Source organism: Paenibacillus polysaccharolyticus (assembly GCF_900102085.1).
Classification (GTDB): Bacteria; Bacillota; Bacilli; order Paenibacillales; family Paenibacillaceae; genus Paenibacillus; species Paenibacillus polysaccharolyticus.
In genome coordinates, this window is the sequence record NZ_FMVM01000007.1 from 1 (window position 1) to 17,001 (window position 17,001).

At 46.5% G+C, this 17,001-nt stretch carries 17 protein-coding genes, 1 rRNA gene and 1 other annotated feature; all 18 genes read right to left on the minus strand.

The features are described 5' to 3' along the window. Positions 1-196, minus strand: a 16S ribosomal RNA gene (locus BLQ13_RS10825); the annotation flags it as partial. Between the two features lie 557 nt (positions 197-753). Beyond that, the gene (locus tag BLQ13_RS10830) at positions 754-2,385 is read right to left on the minus strand and encodes a LysM peptidoglycan-binding domain-containing protein (RefSeq protein ID WP_090919065.1); all 1,632 of its coding nucleotides are present in this window, start codon (positions 2,383-2,385) and stop codon (positions 754-756) included. Between the two features lie 199 nt (positions 2,386-2,584). Continuing rightward, positions 2,585-3,466, minus strand: a complete 882-nt coding sequence (gene ilvE, locus BLQ13_RS10835; RefSeq protein WP_090919067.1) for a branched-chain-amino-acid transaminase — start codon at positions 3,464-3,466, stop codon at positions 2,585-2,587. A gap of 149 nt (positions 3,467-3,615) precedes the next feature. Then, positions 3,616-4,491, minus strand: coding sequence for a prephenate dehydratase (pheA, locus tag BLQ13_RS10840; RefSeq protein WP_090919069.1), 876 nt, complete (start codon positions 4,489-4,491; stop codon positions 3,616-3,618). After that, entirely contained in the window at positions 4,488-5,456 is a 969-nt protein-coding gene (thrB, locus tag BLQ13_RS10845; RefSeq protein WP_090919071.1) for a homoserine kinase, read from the minus strand. The genes pheA and thrB overlap by 4 nt, the downstream gene beginning before the upstream one ends. Beyond that, positions 5,453-6,523: a threonine synthase gene (gene thrC / locus BLQ13_RS10850; RefSeq protein WP_090919073.1), complete on the minus strand. Its 1,071-nt coding sequence runs from the start codon at positions 6,521-6,523 to the stop codon at positions 5,453-5,455. Before thrC ends, thrB begins: the two co-directional genes overlap by 4 nt. A 102-nt stretch (positions 6,524-6,625) precedes the next feature. Next, positions 6,626-7,912: a homoserine dehydrogenase gene (locus tag BLQ13_RS10855; protein WP_090919075.1), complete on the minus strand. Its 1,287-nt coding sequence runs from the start codon at positions 7,910-7,912 to the stop codon at positions 6,626-6,628. Positions 7,913-7,958: 46 nt separating this feature from the next. Beyond that, entirely contained in the window at positions 7,959-8,396 is a 438-nt protein-coding gene (locus BLQ13_RS10860) for an ACT domain-containing protein (protein ID WP_090919077.1), read from the minus strand. Between the two features lie 250 nt (positions 8,397-8,646). Continuing rightward, positions 8,647-9,957: a GTPase ObgE gene (gene obgE, locus BLQ13_RS10865; protein ID WP_090919079.1), complete on the minus strand. Its 1,311-nt coding sequence runs from the start codon at positions 9,955-9,957 to the stop codon at positions 8,647-8,649. Between the two features lie 16 nt (positions 9,958-9,973). Beyond that, a complete protein-coding gene (locus BLQ13_RS10870; protein ID WP_090919081.1) occupies positions 9,974-10,711 on the minus strand; it encodes a Spo0B domain-containing protein in 738 nt (245 codons plus the stop codon). Positions 10,712-10,861: 150 nt separating this feature from the next. Next, on the minus strand, positions 10,862-11,173 hold the full coding sequence (rpmA, locus tag BLQ13_RS10875; RefSeq protein ID WP_017692622.1) for a 50S ribosomal protein L27: 312 nt from the start codon (positions 11,171-11,173) through the stop codon (positions 10,862-10,864). A 23-nt stretch (positions 11,174-11,196) separates the two neighbouring features. Then, positions 11,197-11,526 (minus strand): ribosomal-processing cysteine protease Prp, encoded by a 330-nt coding sequence (locus BLQ13_RS10880; protein WP_090919083.1) that lies wholly within the window; start codon positions 11,524-11,526, stop codon positions 11,197-11,199. 13 nt (positions 11,527-11,539) lie between these two features. Further along, positions 11,540-11,851, minus strand: coding sequence for a 50S ribosomal protein L21 (gene rplU, locus BLQ13_RS10885; RefSeq protein ID WP_090919085.1), 312 nt, complete (start codon positions 11,849-11,851; stop codon positions 11,540-11,542). Positions 11,852-11,865: 14 nt separating this feature from the next. Next, positions 11,866-11,949: a sequence feature (ribosomal protein L21 leader region), on the minus strand. A gap of 57 nt (positions 11,950-12,006) precedes the next feature. Beyond that, complete coding sequence (locus BLQ13_RS10890) at positions 12,007-13,257, minus strand: Rne/Rng family ribonuclease (RefSeq protein ID WP_090919087.1); 1,251 nt, start codon at positions 13,255-13,257, stop codon at positions 12,007-12,009. 108 nt (positions 13,258-13,365) lie between these two features. Continuing rightward, complete coding sequence (locus tag BLQ13_RS10895) at positions 13,366-14,226, minus strand: M50 family metallopeptidase (RefSeq protein WP_090919089.1); 861 nt, start codon at positions 14,224-14,226, stop codon at positions 13,366-13,368. Further along, positions 14,219-15,160 carry a M23 family metallopeptidase gene (locus tag BLQ13_RS10900; protein WP_090919091.1) on the minus strand — a complete coding sequence of 314 codons (942 nt, stop codon included), beginning with the start codon at positions 15,158-15,160 and terminating at the stop codon, positions 14,219-14,221. Before BLQ13_RS10900 ends, BLQ13_RS10895 begins: the two co-directional genes overlap by 8 nt. 315 nt (positions 15,161-15,475) lie before the next feature. Further along, positions 15,476-16,270 (minus strand): septum site-determining protein MinD, encoded by a 795-nt coding sequence (gene minD / locus BLQ13_RS10905; RefSeq protein WP_090919093.1) that lies wholly within the window; start codon positions 16,268-16,270, stop codon positions 15,476-15,478. Between the two features lie 3 nt (positions 16,271-16,273). After that, positions 16,274-16,936 (minus strand): septum site-determining protein MinC, encoded by a 663-nt coding sequence (minC, locus tag BLQ13_RS10910; RefSeq protein WP_090919095.1) that lies wholly within the window; start codon positions 16,934-16,936, stop codon positions 16,274-16,276. Positions 16,937-17,001: the final 65 nt, after the last annotated feature.

Below are 17,001 nucleotides of genomic sequence, written 5' to 3' on the forward strand. Positions count from 1 at the left end.
GCGAAGAAAACAAGTATTCGGTATTAGCTATCGTTTCCGGTAGTTGTCCCAAGCTTGAGGGCAGGTTGCCTACGTGTTACTCACCCGTCCGCCGCTAAGTATCAGGAAAGCAAGCTTTCCATCAACTCCGCTCGACTTGCATGTATTAGGCATGCCGCCAGCGTTCGTCCTGAGCCAGGATCAAACTCTCCAATAAAGATGAATTTCGCAGCGTCGTTAAACGCTGTGTAACTCATCGGGGTATTGAAAAGAGCGATAAGCTCATTTTGAATCTGACGAGATTAAAAATCTCATTTGTGTTCCAGTTTTCATACAGCCAGATGGCATGTACCAAAAACCTTCACGTCATTCTGCAAGCAGAATGTTTACTCACTCGTTGTTCAGTTTTCAAAGATCAAACTTGTTCATGTCAGCCAACTTGTGTTTCAGCGGCGACTTAAATAATGTAACACATGGCCAAAATTAATGCAAGAGTTTTTTAATTATAGTTTTATTTCTACAGAGCTTTGCATGTGCACTTCAATTCAAAGCTAGTTTCAACCTGAAATTAAAGCGCATACATATTGTAACATATTTTTGAACGGACTTTCAAACGTTATCTGCAATATTTTGTTTTTTTCGACACCTCCATCATTTCAAACACATCGTCTTTTTCGCGTTGTAACTGCTTAAGCGAAAAGGCCAGTTCTAATTTGTTGAACTGACCTTTTCGCAACAAACATCATTCTATTTCATGTTTCGCTCTGATCGCTCTTAATGTTGAATCCAGGGATTACGACGTTTCTTGGCTGGTTTTTGTGAATTTGTGGACGTCGTGTTTTCTCTAGTAGATTTTCCAGATACAGATACCTTTGATTTACTTTTCGCAAGTGTTTTACTTGTTCTTCGTTTTGCCGTTCCATTTTTAGACGGAGTTGATTTCGGTTTCGCATCAGATTCCGGATCAACCTCTTCTAAAGCGGCCTGACTTAAGTTCGCATTGTCACGCCCTCCCTTTTTCCCACTGTTGGCATCATGGGCTTGAGAAGGGTACATCTCTCCAAAAGCACCAAGCGGAGATGGCGGAACCATATTTTGAGCCGGATACGGATTTTGATAAGCATATTCCATCGGATGATTTGGCATAACAGATGTGGACATTTCAGGCGGCATACCATTCGGGTGACCATACATTCCCCAAGCTGGTTCCTGATAACCATACGCAGGATAAGTATATTGAGGAGCATGTGTATGCGATCCACATCCGCATGGAGGGTACGGAAGCATGGAGTACGGAGAAATCAATGGCGGTTGATTGTTCATCTGGTTCGTTGCAGCTGCAATACTTGGAAAAGGACTGTTTATTTGAGCTGCTGGCGAAATTGGAAATGCATTATTCGTCATCTCAGGAGATATATTTGGCATTACGTTATTATGATTAAAAGTCTGTTCTGCTCCCATCCATGGGCTATTTGGCATGCTACCCATATTATAAGCACCAACATCCTGAACACCAGGGAAAGGAGAGTTGTTGGCCATCCCTGCCGTATACATGTTGTTTTGCTGAACAGCGTATACCTCTTGTGCAGGTACAGGCACCTGCATATAAGGATGTTCCATCGGAGCATGGAGCATTTTTTGACCACAGCCACACGGCGCCTTAACCGACGGCTCGACATTCACAGCCGGTTCGATGTTAGGCATCACAGGCAAAGGCATCACTTCAGGTGAAAGATTAGGCATTTGAGGTTTTATTGTTTCGTTTACAGGTTGGACTTGAACTTCAGGCTTCATCTCTTCTTTTTTGTCTGGTTTCTTCTCAGGCTTCATTTCGGGCATTACAGGTAATTGAGGCAAAGCCTCCAATTCAGGCTTGATATTAGGCTTAGCCGGTGTAACAGGCACTGGTGCCGGAACAGGTACTGGTACTGGCATTTCAACTGCCTGCGGCGGAGGAGCTGGTACAACAGGTGCCGTTTCTTCTTTTACACCCGTATACTCTTTCCCTTCAGGTGATAACTTTTCTTGCGCGCCGATATTTCCCATTTGAGTGTTTGCTGCCTGATTACCTTGTGCATGCATGGAAGGAATATAGACGGTCTCTCCAACCAGAAGAGCATTTGGATTCTTTAATTGCGGATTCGCATTGATCATGTCTTTCAACGGAACTCCCCAAGCTTGTGACAGTTTCCATAACGAATCGCCTTGTACTACCTTGTGACTGTGCAGCACGCCCTCTGGCTTTGGTGTTACCGGCTGCGTGGGAATTTTGACCTTCATGCCAATATCCAACTTGTCGGGATCTGCAATCTGCGGGTTGGCCGCAATTAATTTGTCCAGCGCGACATTGTATTTTTGGGACAGCAGATATAAGGTGTCGCCTTTTTTCACCATGTGTATTTTCACAGGGAACTAACCTCCTAGACGTCATACTTGGGCAGTACATTCGCCCATACCGTTACTACATCCTATGCAGCAACCGGGCTAATGACATCATCTGAACAAAAAAAATCCTCCCGCCTTCTAAAATCCCACATACACGAGGCATGTTACATTTTATCGGACAAGGAGAATTCCTGTTATTTATTCAATTCGACGCAGTGATTTATTCCCACACCTTGTAGCCGTCTTTGTCGACAATTTGGCGGAAAGCTTCAAGCAATTGCAATGTAACTGGACCTGCTACACCTGAGCCAATCGTTCTTCCGTCTACTTCACAAGCTGCAATAACCTCCGCAGCCGTGCCTGTGAAAAATACTTCGTCTGCAATGTACACATCATGAAGCGTGAAAGGCACTTCTTTTAACTCAATACCCAACTCCCCGCACAGATCAATAATCGCTTGACGGGTGATGCCTTCGAGTGCTCCAAGGTAACAAGGCGGAGTGTACACCACACCATTTTTGATAATGAAAATGTTATCGCTTGAGCCCTCGGTTACGTAGCCTTGCGAGTTTAGCATAATAGCCTCACCTGCACCCGAAAAGTTCGATTGCAATTTGACAAGGATGTTGTTCAGATAGTTGAGGGATTTAATTTTCGGATTCAACGCATCCGGGATGTTACGACGCTGGGATACGGAGACGGCCTTCAATCCTGTAAGGTACGCTTCTTCCGGATAGATTGCTAGCTGTTCTACAATAATGATCACGGAAGCTTTAGGGCAACGCGTCGGGTCAAGGCCCAGGTTCCCTGGTCCGCGTGAGACGATCAGACGAATATAACCGTTACGCATATCATTGCGGCGTACCGTTTCAGCCATCACTTCAAGCATCTCATCGTAGGACAGCGGAATGTTCAAACTGATGGATTTTGCCGAATCATACAAGCGATCCAAGTGAGCCTTACATCTGAAAATATTTCCATTGTAAATCCGAATACCTTCGAAGATCCCATCTCCGTACAAGAATCCATGGTCATACACCGAAACTTTTGCATTTTCCTTGGTTACATACTGACCATCCAAATAGATCCATTGTTCTGCCATGACTAACTGCACCTCCATTAAATATGCATTTCCTTTATTCCCGGAACATAATGAACCTGTCCATTTTACAACAAAAATAACGGAAAAACTCTCTTATTTGACATAGACGCCGAATGATCTCTTTGCATTCATTATCCAACCGCTACCGGTTATTTCCGTGAAGGGTATGTATAACATGGATAACTACCAAGAACTCGAACCTGACAATTCAATGCCTCAATTTCAGCCATGGCTGCCGTGAGCAATACGGAGTCAACCGTTTCAATGACATCAATGTAAAAATAGTAACTGCCCAAACGTTTCTTTGTTGGACGAGATTCAAGACGGGTCAAGTTCAGCTTTCTCCAAGCAAAAGCCGACAACACCTGATGGAGTGCACCCGGTGCATCCTCAGGCAATGTAACAAGCAAGCTTGTCTTTACATGATCCGGCTCACGCGGAATGCTGACAGGTTCATGCCCAATTAGTACAAAACGGGTATAGTTATTGTCATGATCCGTCACACGTTCAGCCATGATATCGAGACCATGCTTTTGAGCCGCAAGCTTTGTGCCGATTGCTACCCAGCCCTTACCTGGATTTTTTTTCACGATCTCCACCGCTTCAGCTGTGCTGTTCACGCCTTCAAGATCTGCATCAGGTGAATGTTGCCGAATAAAATTCTGACACTGCGGGATGGCCACAGGATGGGATAGAATCTTGGTAATTTTACCAAAATCATATGTGCCATCGCCCATGACAAATTCATTCCCATGTCCGATAACATTCTGGATGGAGGGATACACCCACTCCGCCTGCATCGGGATATCCACTTCATTGACAAGCCAGTCCATATGCAGACTAACGGAGCCTTCAATTGTATTTTCAATCGGAATCACACTGTACTGCACACTCCCGCTATCAACCGCACGAAAAATGTCCGAAATGAGTTTGGAGTGCTGCAAATCGAGGGCTTCCCCATCGAAAAGAAAATCGATTGCTTCGTGTGAGACTGATCCTTCTGGTAAAACTGCAATTCGTTTCATGCGTTAACTTCCCCTTTGATCCTGTCCAAAAAAGGACGTTCATCTTGATCCGGCAGTATGAGGACACCGTCCAGATCCGGATCCAGCCACAAGGCAGTGGCCGTGATCCCCTCCTGCTCCATAATACCCATTAAATATTGCTCCAGCTCAACTTTGCGGGTATCATGTCGATTTACTAGTGTAAGCACGGTTGGCCCAGCTCCGCTTAGCGCAGCACCCAGCGCACCATGTTCAGTAGCATGTTCCAAAATCTCCGTCATGCCAGGTACCAGTGATGCACGATACGGCTGATGAATTCGATCGGACATTGCCTTTTGAATCATATCCAGTCTACCACTGGCTAATGCAGCAACGAGCAACGAAGAACGACTCACATTGTGTACGACATCAGGCATGCCAAACTGCTTGGGAACGATATCCCTCGCTTTAGATGTAGACAACTGGAAGTCTGGCACGATAACCAAAGCCTGCAAATCCTGGTGAGGCTCAATGCGAAGATAGTCGACGCGTTGACCATCCCAAGCTGCTGTAATGATACCCCCATATAACGATGCACCAACGTTGTCTGGATGTTTCTCCAGAGCTGTTGCCATATCCAGTAATTTATCATTAGATAATGGACTGCCGATTAATGCATTGGCACCAGCCAGTGCACCAACAATTGCCGAAGCGCTGCTTCCAAGTCCCCGAGTGAGGGGGATATCCGAATACATCGAAACTTCAAGCTCAGGTACAGAGACCCCAGCCTCATCAAATACCATCTGCGCCACTTGGTAAATCAGATTTGATTTATCCGAAGGCAAGCCCGTTAGATGTTCTCCATAGAGATGAAATGTGGTCTCAGATGCCGGTTTGATCTCAAGCCAGGCATACAAAGACAAGGCCATGCCCAGGGTATCAAACCCTGGACCCAGATTGGCTGTGCTTGCCGGGATTTTTACGGTTACTTTATCACGCAAGCTCATACAGACTGTTGTTCCAGTTGGGCAATAGCTGCCATAACTGCCTCTTCTGTATCTTCAACGACCAGCGGCTCCACAGCAGCCGTTTTAATTGCTACATTCGGATCTTTCAGGCCGTTACCTGTTAACACGCATACAACCGTTTCTCCGCCTTTGAAGTAGCCCTCACTATGCAATTTGTACACACCAGCCACAGATGCAGCAGAAGCCGGCTCAGCAAATACTCCTTCACGTGCCGCAATGGTACGGTACGCCGCCAAAATCTCGTCATCCGTAACATAGTTAATCTGACCATTTGACTCTTCAGCTGCAGCCACTGCTGTTTTCCAGCTCGCAGGGTTACCGATTCGAATCGCTGTAGCTACAGTTTCTGGCTCAAGAATGGGTTCTCCCTTAACAATTGCCATAGCTCCTTCTGCCTCAAACCCGACCATACGCGGCAATGTGTTCGATTTCCCTGCCTCTTTATACTCTTTAAATCCTTTCCAGTATGCTGAAATATTACCCGCATTACCAACCGGAATAGCCAGAACGTCCGGTGCATCTCCCAATTGCTCAACCAATTCAAAAGCAGCTGTCTTCTGTCCTTCAATCCGGTATGGATTCACAGAGTTTACGAGTGTAATCGGGTGTTTAGCCGTAATTTCACGTACAATCTCAAGGGCACGGTCAAAGTTACCATTGATCGCGATGACTTTGGCACCATAGATCATCGCTTGAGCGAGTTTACCCAATGCAATATTGTTATTTGGAATCAATACGATACAATTCAACCCACCACGTGCGGCATAGGCTGCAGCAGCTGCGGATGTATTACCAGTAGATGCACACATAATCGTACGGCTGCCTTCTTCCATTGCTTTGGCAACAGCCATAACCATTCCGCGGTCCTTGAAAGAACCTGTAGGATTCAAGCCTTCATATTTGAAATACAGATTCAATCCGAGTTCCTTCGACAGATTCTCTGCATGAATCAGCGGCGTATTTCCTTCCTGAAGTGTAAGCTGTGGCGTATTTTCATTGACTGGAAGGTGTTCTTTGTAAGTTTGCAGTAATCCTTGATATCTCATTGTGGGTAAACTCCTTTGGGTTTAATGATCTAGATTCATGAAATGATGATTTGCTTGCAAAACAAAAATATAAACTAATTATATTTTAAAATGACTCAACAACTAACCTTCTACACGATAAACACTCTTAATGCGGCGAATCACGTTGAGTGATTCAAAATGCTTAAGCACCTTGTCCATGCTCGCCTTACTTGCATTATGTGTAACGATAATGATCTCAGCGTCTGGATTGTGCTCATTCGGCTGTTGCACAACAGAAGCGAGACTGACTTCATATTCGGCAAAAATCTGCGTAATCTGCGCCAGCACCCCTGCTTTGTCGTCCACGTGCAGTAATATAAAATTTTTCGAAAAAATCTGCTCATCACTCTGCAGTCTCTTCTGTTTATAAGGTACAATTGCTTTTACTCCGTTTACACCAAGCTTGAGGTTTTTCGTTACGGCAACAATGTCAGCAACTACGGAAGTAGCTGTTGGCAATTCACCCGCCCCTGCTCCGTAAAACATCGTCTCGCCTACCGCCTCACCGTGTACATACACTGCATTGAACACACCGTTTACCGATGCGATTGGGTGGTTCTTTCTCACCATCGTTGGTTGCACACTAATCGTAATCTCATCATCGATGCGATCTGCGATGCCAAGTAACTTCAACTCATATCCCAGTCTTTTAGCATACGTTATATCTTCACGCGTGACGGAGGAGATCCCCTTAACGGTAACATCCTTCAATTCCACATTCGTACGGAAACCGAGGGTGCCCAAGATTGCCATTTTACGAGCAGCATCCAGTCCTTCCACATCTGAGGTCGGGTCTGTTTCCGCGTACCCTAAAGCTTGTGCTTCCGCTAGCACCTCTTCATAGGATGCGCCTTCCTGACTCATTTTCGTCAAAATATAGTTCGTTGTGCCGTTCACAATCCCCATAATCCGCGTAATCCGGTCCGAAGAGAAACCTTCAATCAGCGTGCGGATGATCGGGATGCCTCCAGCCACACTGGCCTCATAAAACACATCACATTGCTTTTCCTGCGCTTTAGCTAGAATCTCTGAACCGTGCAATGCCATAAGATCCTTGTTCGCTGTTACGATATGTTTCCCACGTTCCAATGCCTCAAGAATATATTCTTTCGTCTGATCGATGCCGCCCATCACTTCAACGATAACATCAATGTCCGGGTGACGAATGACATCCCAAGGGTTCTCTGTTAGCTTCGCCCGGTCAATAGGAATAACACGATCCTTCTCCGTGTTCTTCACTGCAATCTTCTCAATGATAATTGGCGACCCCACCTGGCTGCTCAGATCCTCCTGATTCCCTTCCACAATTCGGACAACGCCCGTTCCAACCGTGCCCAGGCCCAACAATCCGACTTTTACCGGTTTCACTAACGACCTACCCCCTATTGTCTAATCCTATATTCTCTAAGCCCGATTAACCTTGGCCTACGATCCGTGTACGCTTCACCCCAGGCATATCTTGCATTCGATCCAGCATTTCTCCAATCTCTCCATGCAGATGCGTCGTTTCCACGGAAATGACAACATTGGCTCTGCCCTGAAGTGGAATACTCTGATTAATCGTAAGCACGTTGGCTCCATAACCTGCAAAATGTCCAAGCACACGAGACAGAATACCAGACTGATGCTCCAGGTCAATCGAGATCGTTACGATTCGCTCACGCTCCAGCTGATTGATCAGATGGATTCCATCTTTGTACTTGTAAAAGGCACTTCGGCTTAATCCAACCTGCTCGACGGCCTCATGCACTGTTTTAACATCACCGGAAGCAAGCAAGTCTTTCACCTGCATCGTTTTTACCACAGCTTCAGGCAAAATATCTTCCCGTACTAAGTAATAGCGTTCATTCACAGAACGTCCTCTCCTCAAAGACTCATGTATTCATATAGTGGACATTATATAGGATGAATCACAAAAGGGCAATACGTGACATGTCTATTTTTCAAAAACCGTTTCTCACATTATACAGACTTCTCTCTCTCATGTCAGAAAACAAACAAAAAAAACGCAGCCTCACGGTAACTTCCCGCTTCACTGCGTTTCTCATTTTTATTAAGCAATCGTCAGCCGATGATGTTCACAATTTTTTTGGCCTAGCGGCTTAGTAGTAACTGCTGCTTTCCACAAATTCAAACTCAAAATCTCCAATACGCACAATCGTACCTTCCACGGCACCGCGTTTACGAAGTTCATCATCCACACCCATGTGACGAAGTGTACGCGCCAACTTCAGAATAGCCTCGTGTGAATTCAACTGCATCCGTTTCATCATGCGATCAATCTTGACACTCTCCACAATGAATGTATCGTTCTCACGCACAATACGGAAACCTTCGTCCTCTTTTTTCTCCAAACTGTATACTTTACGCTCGGAAAGATCGGCTACTTCTTCTACCTCAGGCTCTTCCGGAATCTGATCCAGCAGATCAGCCGCTCGGTACAACAGTTCCTGAATACCTTGACGAGTCAGCGACGAAATAGGCATGATTTCAATATCTGGCTTCACTTCACGAACCTGTTGCAAAAATTGCTCCAGATTAGCTTCGGAATCCGGCATATCCATTTTGTTCGCAGCTACAACCTGCGGTCTCTCGGCAAGCACCGGATTGTATAGTCGCAGCTCATCATTAATTTTCTGCCAGTCTTCGAAAGGATCACGCCCTTCAGAACCCGACATATCCACAACATGAATAATAACTCGCGTCCGCTCAACATGTCGCAGGAACTCATGTCCCAGTCCGACACCCTCATGTGCCCCTTCAATCAGACCCGGCAAATCGGCCATAACAAAACCGCGGCCCTCACCCACATCAACGACACCCAAGTTAGGGGTAATGGTTGTGAAGTGGTATGCCCCAATCTTCGGCTTGGCAGCAGATACAACGGACAGCAACGTAGATTTACCCACACTCGGGAACCCGACTAGTCCCACATCCGCCATGACTTTAAGCTCAAGCACGATATAACGCTCTTCGCCTTCCTCACCGTTCTCGGCAAGTTCAGGTGCCGGGTTTCTTGGCGTTGCAAAGCGGATGTTACCACGCCCGCCGCGGCCACCTTTGGCTACAACCACTTGCTGACCATGACGCGTTAGATCAGCTAACACTTCGCCACTGTCTTCATCCACGATCGTCGTGCCCGGCGGGATACGCACAATCATGTTCTCTGCATTCGCACCATGCTGGCTTTTGTTACGTCCCTTCTCACCACGTGGGGCTTTGAAGTGACGCTGATAACGAAAGTCCATCAATGTCCGCAGACCTTCATCTACCCGGAAAATAATATCAGCTCCCCTGCCGCCATCGCCGCCGGCAGGGCCACCCTCCGGTACATATTTCTCACGACGGAAAGAGACGATACCGTCTCCTCCATCTCCTGCTTTTACATAAATCTTCGCTTTATCAACAAACATTGGTTACCCCTTCTTCCTATATTCCACAAGGCATTCTGAATTGTACAAACGTATCCCCAGACGGAAGCTGCTCCGTTCTGACTTTTTTACCTTTGAGTACAGCTGTTAATTGCCGCAGCGTTTCTGGATCCGGGGTTTGATCTCCGTCCAACCGGACAACGACATCTCCGTGATCCTGTCCGAAGTTCAAGGTCAGTTTGCGTACCTCTCCCCAAGACGACCGGCCACCGCCATACTGATAGGCCCGAATTGCATCCGCAATCGCCCCCGTAAGCGACTCGCCATCCTCGGGAGAGACCAGAGCACTGAGCTGCAGCTCTTCTTCTACTTCCACATGCAATTCCAGTGCAGCTCCACTGGCCCGAAAAGATTGCAAATAAAAGACGAGAGAAGGTATACCTAATTTAGATTTACGGCTTTCTTCCGTTACCCGCTCTTTTATTCTTTCCACACATTGCAGGGATTTATCAAGTTTGCCCAGCCTAAGATATCCATATAACACTTGGAGATCGTTCATCCAGTCATGCCGATGATGATTTAATGAAGCTATTGCTGTTTTTTCCATGGATTGAATGATGATTCTGCGTTCCGCCTCCGCCTGCTTTTTCATCGCATATCCTGATACTAACATCACTGCGACGGACCAAAATGCGCACACAACGCTCGCAAAAGACGCTGGATACAACATAACGAAAACCAAAGGAATCACAAGTGAACATGCCGCAATCCACGGCACTCTTTTCCAGGATTTCATGGCTTCTCCCCGTTCTACCAAACTAGGTTGGTTTCAACCCACCGTAACCAAGTATAACATGTCTTTTCTGCCAGTTCATTATCGAATAGTCGTAGAATGCAAAAAACCTCCGGCAAAAATGCCGAAGGCTCCTTAGGCGGAATGCCGATATTAAGCTTCTACTGCAGCTGCTACTGGAGCAACGTTTACAGGGTAGATGCTTACTTTTTTGCGATCGCGACCCCAACGTTCGAATTTAACAACGCCGTCGATTTTCGCGAACAAAGTGTCATCTTTACCGATACCTACGTTTGTTCCTGGGTGAATTTTCGTTCCGCGTTGGCGAACGAGAATGCTACCACCAGTTACAGTTTGGCCATCTGCACGTTTAACACCCAGACGTTGTGCATTACTGTCACGTCCGTTCTTCGTGGAACCTACACCTTTTTTCGATGCGAACAACTGAAGATTTAATTTCAACATGATTGGTTTTCCTCCTTCTTTGCTTATTGGTGTTGCTGTATTTGAATATACTTCCCGTATGACTCTGCAATATTAGAGAGCATAACTACCATGGATTCGAGCAACAACTGTACCTGAGAAAAAGTTTCCCCTTTTGCCAGCACCGGTAAAGAACCGCTTAAAAAACCATTCTTCATCTTGGCATCCATCTCGATACCAGTTAATGCTTCAATCGAGTTCACTGTACCTACTGTAACAGCAGATACCCCGGCACATACGATATCTTCTCCACGCTTGGCAAAATTGGCATGCCCTTCGATAGAAAAGCGTTCGATGTTCCCGTCCTCATCACGAAAGATTTGAACGATAATCACTTATCGCACCTTCTTACGCTTTGATTTTTTCGATAGTTACTTTAGTGTACGGTTGACGGTGACCTTGCTTCACATGGTAGTTCTTTTTCGGTTTGTATTTGTATACAACAACCTTTTGACCTTTGCCATGTTTCTCAACCTTAGCCGTTACAGTAGCTCCGGAAACCAATGGTGTACCTGCTGTCAAACCTTGATCGTTAGATACAGCCAGGACACGGTCGAACGTTACGCTTTCGCCGTCGTTCGCATTCAATTTCTCGATGAACAGAACATCGCCCTCTTGGACTTTGTACTGTTTGCCGCCTGTTTCAATAATTGCGTACATTTGCCTTGCACCTCCTCATGTCTCAGACTCGCCCGTTCTCAGGTGACAGTACCTTGCGGAACTGTTCTTAAACCTGGTCAGTGCGGTTACAGCATGTGCAAGACCAATAGGCTTAAACACATACTTGATGATTATATCACGCAGTATATTAAAAATCAATGCAAAGGTGAAATATATCTTTTCCCCGTGCCATGACAGGAAGAACAAGCTTCCACGTAGGGCAAGGTACTTTCTTCTCTTACTTTTTTGCGAGTCAGTTCAAGCAACCCGAGTTTCGTCCATCCCATTACAAAAGCTTTGGTCCGATCCTTACGTAGCTCCTGCTCCAGCACAGACGCTACATCATGCCGATTCGATGCCTCTTCCATATCGATGAAGTCAACGATAATCATGCCGCCAATGTCCCGTAGTCGCATTAACCGGGCAATCTCCACTGCAGCCTGCATGTTGGTTTCGGTTACCGTCTCTTCCAGACTGTCTCCACCTGCTCCGGTATACTTGCCTGTATTCACATCAATCACGGTCAGCGCTTCGGTATGATCAATAACGATATACCCACCTCCGGGTAGCCAAACTTTGCGGGCAAAATCTTTGTTCAGCTGTTCCTGTACACCGTAAGCATCAAAGATAGATTCCGTTCCGGAATACACCTGAACTCGAGGCTCATGCCCTGGACAGATCTCTTCAAGCAACGTCCGTATTACGCGAGCCTGTCCTTCACTATCAGTGATCACCTCGTCACTACCAGGAGTATACACATCTCTAATCACTCGCTGAATCATGCTTTGGTCTTGGTGCAACAAGCTTGGAGAAGGCAAACTGTCTGCTTTTTCTCGAATCAGAAGCCACTGAGCTCGTAATGCCTCCAAATCAGTCTGAATCGCCTCATTCGCTTCTTCCGCAGATACGGTACGAATAATCAGCCCTTCTTCGTCCCGAAGCAACCGCTCTCCCATCCCTTTGAGGCGGGAACGATCCCCCTCCCGGGCAATCTTTTTGGAAACAGCCACATAACCCGCTACAGGCATGTAGACAAGCCAGCGGCCCGGAAGTGAATAATGAGTCGTCACCCGGGCTCCTTTGCTTCCTACCGGTTCCTTCAGAACCTGTACAATTAATTCCTGACCCGGACGCAGCAACTCCGAGATGGAAGGTTTTATTTTAGGTTGCTTCTCCAGATGGGGGTGGAGCACATCATCCACATACAGAAACGCATTCTTTCTCTGACCAATATCCACAAAGGCAGCCTGCATACCCGGTAACACATTCACTACCCGTCCCTTGAAAAAGGAACCTAGCAACCCGCGCTCGCGTGTACGCTCTGCCGTGAACTCCACAGCTTTGCCTTCTTCCAGAAGCGCCATTTGCATGAGGTTATGTTCATTATGTACAATCATTTGTTTCATGGCTTCACCTCTAGAAGACCCTTCAATTTATCCACATCCATTTCATATTATAGGCAATAACGATCATAAATGTATTACCCCGTTTGAGAGCAGGTTCATCAGTAGGCTTCACAATTTATCGGTATTTTGTTGAAAGTACGAGCCAATCACTCTCTGTTCAGGCAAAACCGCCAGGATACGTCCCTGCTTATTCATCACGTATACCATATGGTACTGTTCCCTTTTTAATAGACGCAAAATAGTGTCCAAAGGTTTCGCTGGGAACGAGATTATCGGTTGGGCGAAGCCACCTGTAGTTGCATACCGTACAAAAACAGCTTCCCGGTTCATCAGAAAACGTATAAAACGATAAGGCACGTTCCGATAATCGGTAAAATTGGAGTAAAATAAAAAAAGGCCTATTAATAAAAGGTTCAACGGTAGCCCGTAATCGCCAGAAAGCCACCGGCTAATCGCAACCAAAATAACCCCTGCGCTACACAGGATACTGATGCGATAAGTCCACATGAGTGTAGTATAGTAAGGAGCCCACAGGCTGACAATCGCCTGAACGATCTTTCCTCCGTCCAAAGGCAGTACTGGCAACAGATTAAACAAAGCAATGAGCAGGTTGGCTTGGATGATATAATCCAGAAACAGTGGGTCCCCCAACTGAAATCGGCTTAGAAGCAGTACTATGCCAACCATCAGAATGTTCTGCAACGGTCCAGCCAAGGCAATGACAATCTCGCGGTAAGCCGTCAGTTTGCCTCCATCTTCAATAACAGCCACTCCCCCAAAGGGAAGCATCTGTATAGACAATACACGGCAGCCCAGAAGGGCCGCCGCGGCAGCATGTCCGCATTCATGAATAAATACGATGGCAAACAGCGTGATCAGTTCGATAAAATGTCCAGTTAGCAGGGAGGTCATCATGATGATGACAAAAAACGGATGAAGCGAGATTCGCACTCCCCACACCCTAATCAAGGGCAACGACTTCCGCAGGGTCTACGTACTCTTCTCCTTCTTTTATCGCAAAATAAAGCGTAGCTGGCTGATCCGTGTTTCCACCCTTTAAGCGTCCCACCACATTCCCCGCTTCGACCCAATCATTCACCTGAACGTCACTCTCGTTCATCCGGCCGTATATGGCGGTCACCTTACCAGCGTGCTGGATAACGACGGTATACCCGCTGGTTGCATCCCCCAGAACCTCAAGCACACGCCCAGCACCTGAGCTGACGACTTGCACGAGCCCTCCTGTAGTAGCGGCATCTGGAACAATCTCAATTCCCTTCATACTTAAAGCAAATGGCTGAACGACCGTACCTGAAATTGGTTTACCGAGAAGCTGCCGGATTCCTGAGCCGTTTACTACATCAGTGGTATGTCCAAGTACCGGCAGGAAAGAAGGTGTCCCACCGAAATTCCGTTCATACCATGCCGTAGCCGCAGCAAAATCCATATCGTTATGAAGTACTTCAGCAATAACGGTTTTAGGTGCTATCGTCCATGATGCATTTAATTGAAACAGTCCCCACACGCCTGCAAATAGTACTGCACTGACTACCGTACGCCGTAGGAACGATCGAAACAAATTAAAACCAGAACGCCCTGTAGGGCCGAAATGTCCATTTTCCTTCTTCCACAACCATTCCGGGTCTCTTTCCGCTGGTTCCTCTACAAAAACAAACGGCTTCTGCCGGTTCGTTTCATCATGCTCGCTATTTCTACCTTGATCTTTACTTCCATCTATACTTATGTCTGCATTTCTCTCTCTTTCACTGCCCTGATCTCTTTCTCTTCCACGATCCCATCGAAAAACCGGCTTTTGTTCTTGCAACACTTCATGCACTGCCCCATCCATAAGCCGCCGTATCCGCTCTTCTCGTCTCTGTTTGATTCTCCGTTTTGTATTCATGCCATGTCCTCCCGCTGAGGCTTGTTTACTACATCCTATGAATCAACAGCAAAGAATATGAACAAGCCTCCATACTAACTGAACCGAAAATAAGCTTTAGCTTTAAATTACGAATGTTGTGTGTGGGAGTGTCACTACGGCAGTTTACCAAATAGCTGACGCACGTAATCACACGTAATAAACCAAAGAAAAGCCTATGAGTAGTGAGTAGACAGTGAGTAAACGAGGCATACACAAAAAAACAGCCGGACACGCTGCCCCGGCTGTTACTTGAAGTTCAATTTAACTAAATTTATTTCACGCTCTACATACCCTTTAACCCATCCCGAAAAATTTCTTGAAACGGGAAAATGCGCCCTTCTTCTGCTCCATCTGCATTAATGGCACGGTATCTCCCAAAATTCGTCTTGCAATATTGCGATAAGCAATGGCTGCAAGTGAATCTGGGTTCATCACTGTAGGTTCGCCAGAATTGGCAGCCTTGATGACAAGTTCATCATCTGGCACGATGCCAATCAGGTCGATGTTAAGTACTTGTAAAATACCGTCGATATCAAGCATGTCACCTGACTTCACCATATTGTTGCGAATCCGGTTCACTACCAGCTTAGGAGACTGAATGTGTGAACTCTCCAGCAAGCCGATGACACGGTCCGCATCACGCACTGCTGCATTTTCCGGTGTAGTGACCACGATGGCCTGATCTGCTCCTGCTACCGCATTTTTGAATCCCTGCTCAATCCCTGCCGGGCAGTCAATAATGACGTATTCAAAATCTTTTTTGAGTTCCAGGATGATATCTTTCACCTGTTCTGGCGATACAGAGTTTTTGTCTCTCGTCTGCGCTGCAGGCAACATGTATAATTCTTCGAAACGCTTGTCTTTTACCAAAGCCTGATTCAAACGGCAACGGCCGTCCGCAACATCGCACAGATCGTAAATAATGCGGTTCTCGAGTCCCATCACTACATCCAGATTACGAAGGCCGATATCGGTATCGACCAAACAAACCTTTTTGCCAAGCAGCGCCAGGGCTGTCCCGATGTTTGCCGAGGTGGTCGTCTTACCCACACCGCCTTTACCCGAAGTGATCACGATCGCCTCTCCCATGAGCTACACTCCTTTAAACACATTAAAATCTCGGCGCAACCGAACGATATTGCTCATCTTGTCGATCTGCATCTGATTGTCCTGCAAATAAGCAAATTCCATTCCGGTTTCATGACTCTCCCATTCATCTGGAGGACGACTGATTACATCGGCAATACGCAACTGTGTTGGCGCAAATACCGATGCTGCGATAATAGCCTCTTCGTCCCCGCTGATTCCGGCATGAGCCATACCTCTGAGTGAACCCAAAACATATATATCCCCAGTACACGTCACCGTGCCCCCTGGATTGATATCTCCGAGAAACAGGAGATTCCCCTCATGATGAAGCACCTGACCTGATCGTACCATGCCGCACATCGTCACAATCGGCGGGGGACCTTTGACCTCCTGTACAAGTGCAGGCGAGTCAAAGGATCGGATCAGTAGATTCCCTTTTTGCTTCAATATATCCAGAATCTCTTCTTTCTGATCTTCCGTAATTTCTCGGGCTCCAAGCTTGATATCCACATGAACAATCGGTCCGGTCAAAATGTTTTGATGGCTGTGTTCCAGCTTATAGCGGAGCTCATAGAGCAATTCCTCGAATTCACATTGATCGTCCAACAGGAAAACCAAGCCGTCTCGGATGCCTTTAATCGTTACGTGATTCGATTTTACCGTCATAAGCCTGTCCCTCCCATCTCATTACATTTCGTGCCCCGGTTCCCAAGTTCCTGCTTCTCGCTCCA

Excerpts from the sequence above, each read along its gene's own strand:
- ilvE (WP_090919067.1), bottom strand. The coding sequence starts at position 3,466 with ATGGCAGAACAATGGATCTATTTGGATGGTCAGTATGTAACCAAGGAA.
- pheA (WP_090919069.1), bottom strand. The coding sequence starts at position 4,491 with ATGAAACGAATTGCAGTTTTACCAGAAGGATCAGTCTCACACGAAGCA.
- thrB (WP_090919071.1), bottom strand. The coding sequence starts at position 5,456 with ATGAGCTTGCGTGATAAAGTAACCGTAAAAATCCCGGCAAGCACAGCC.
- thrC (WP_090919073.1), bottom strand. The coding sequence starts at position 6,523 with ATGAGATATCAAGGATTACTGCAAACTTACAAAGAACACCTTCCAGTC.
- obgE (WP_090919079.1), bottom strand. The coding sequence starts at position 9,957 with ATGTTTGTTGATAAAGCGAAGATTTATGTAAAAGCAGGAGATGGAGGA.
- BLQ13_RS10870 (WP_090919081.1), bottom strand. The coding sequence starts at position 10,711 with ATGAAATCCTGGAAAAGAGTGCCGTGGATTGCGGCATGTTCACTTGTG.
- rpmA (WP_017692622.1), bottom strand. The coding sequence starts at position 11,173 with ATGTTGAAATTAAATCTTCAGTTGTTCGCATCGAAAAAAGGTGTAGGT.
- rplU (WP_090919085.1), bottom strand. The coding sequence starts at position 11,851 with ATGTACGCAATTATTGAAACAGGCGGCAAACAGTACAAAGTCCAAGAG.
- BLQ13_RS10890 (WP_090919087.1), bottom strand. The coding sequence starts at position 13,257 with ATGAAACAAATGATTGTACATAATGAACATAACCTCATGCAAATGGCG.
- BLQ13_RS10900 (WP_090919091.1), bottom strand. The coding sequence starts at position 15,160 with ATGAATACAAAACGGAGAATCAAACAGAGACGAGAAGAGCGGATACGG.
- minD (WP_090919093.1), bottom strand. The coding sequence starts at position 16,270 with ATGGGAGAGGCGATCGTGATCACTTCGGGTAAAGGCGGTGTGGGTAAG.
- minC (WP_090919095.1), bottom strand. The coding sequence starts at position 16,936 with ATGACGGTAAAATCGAATCACGTAACGATTAAAGGCATCCGAGACGGC.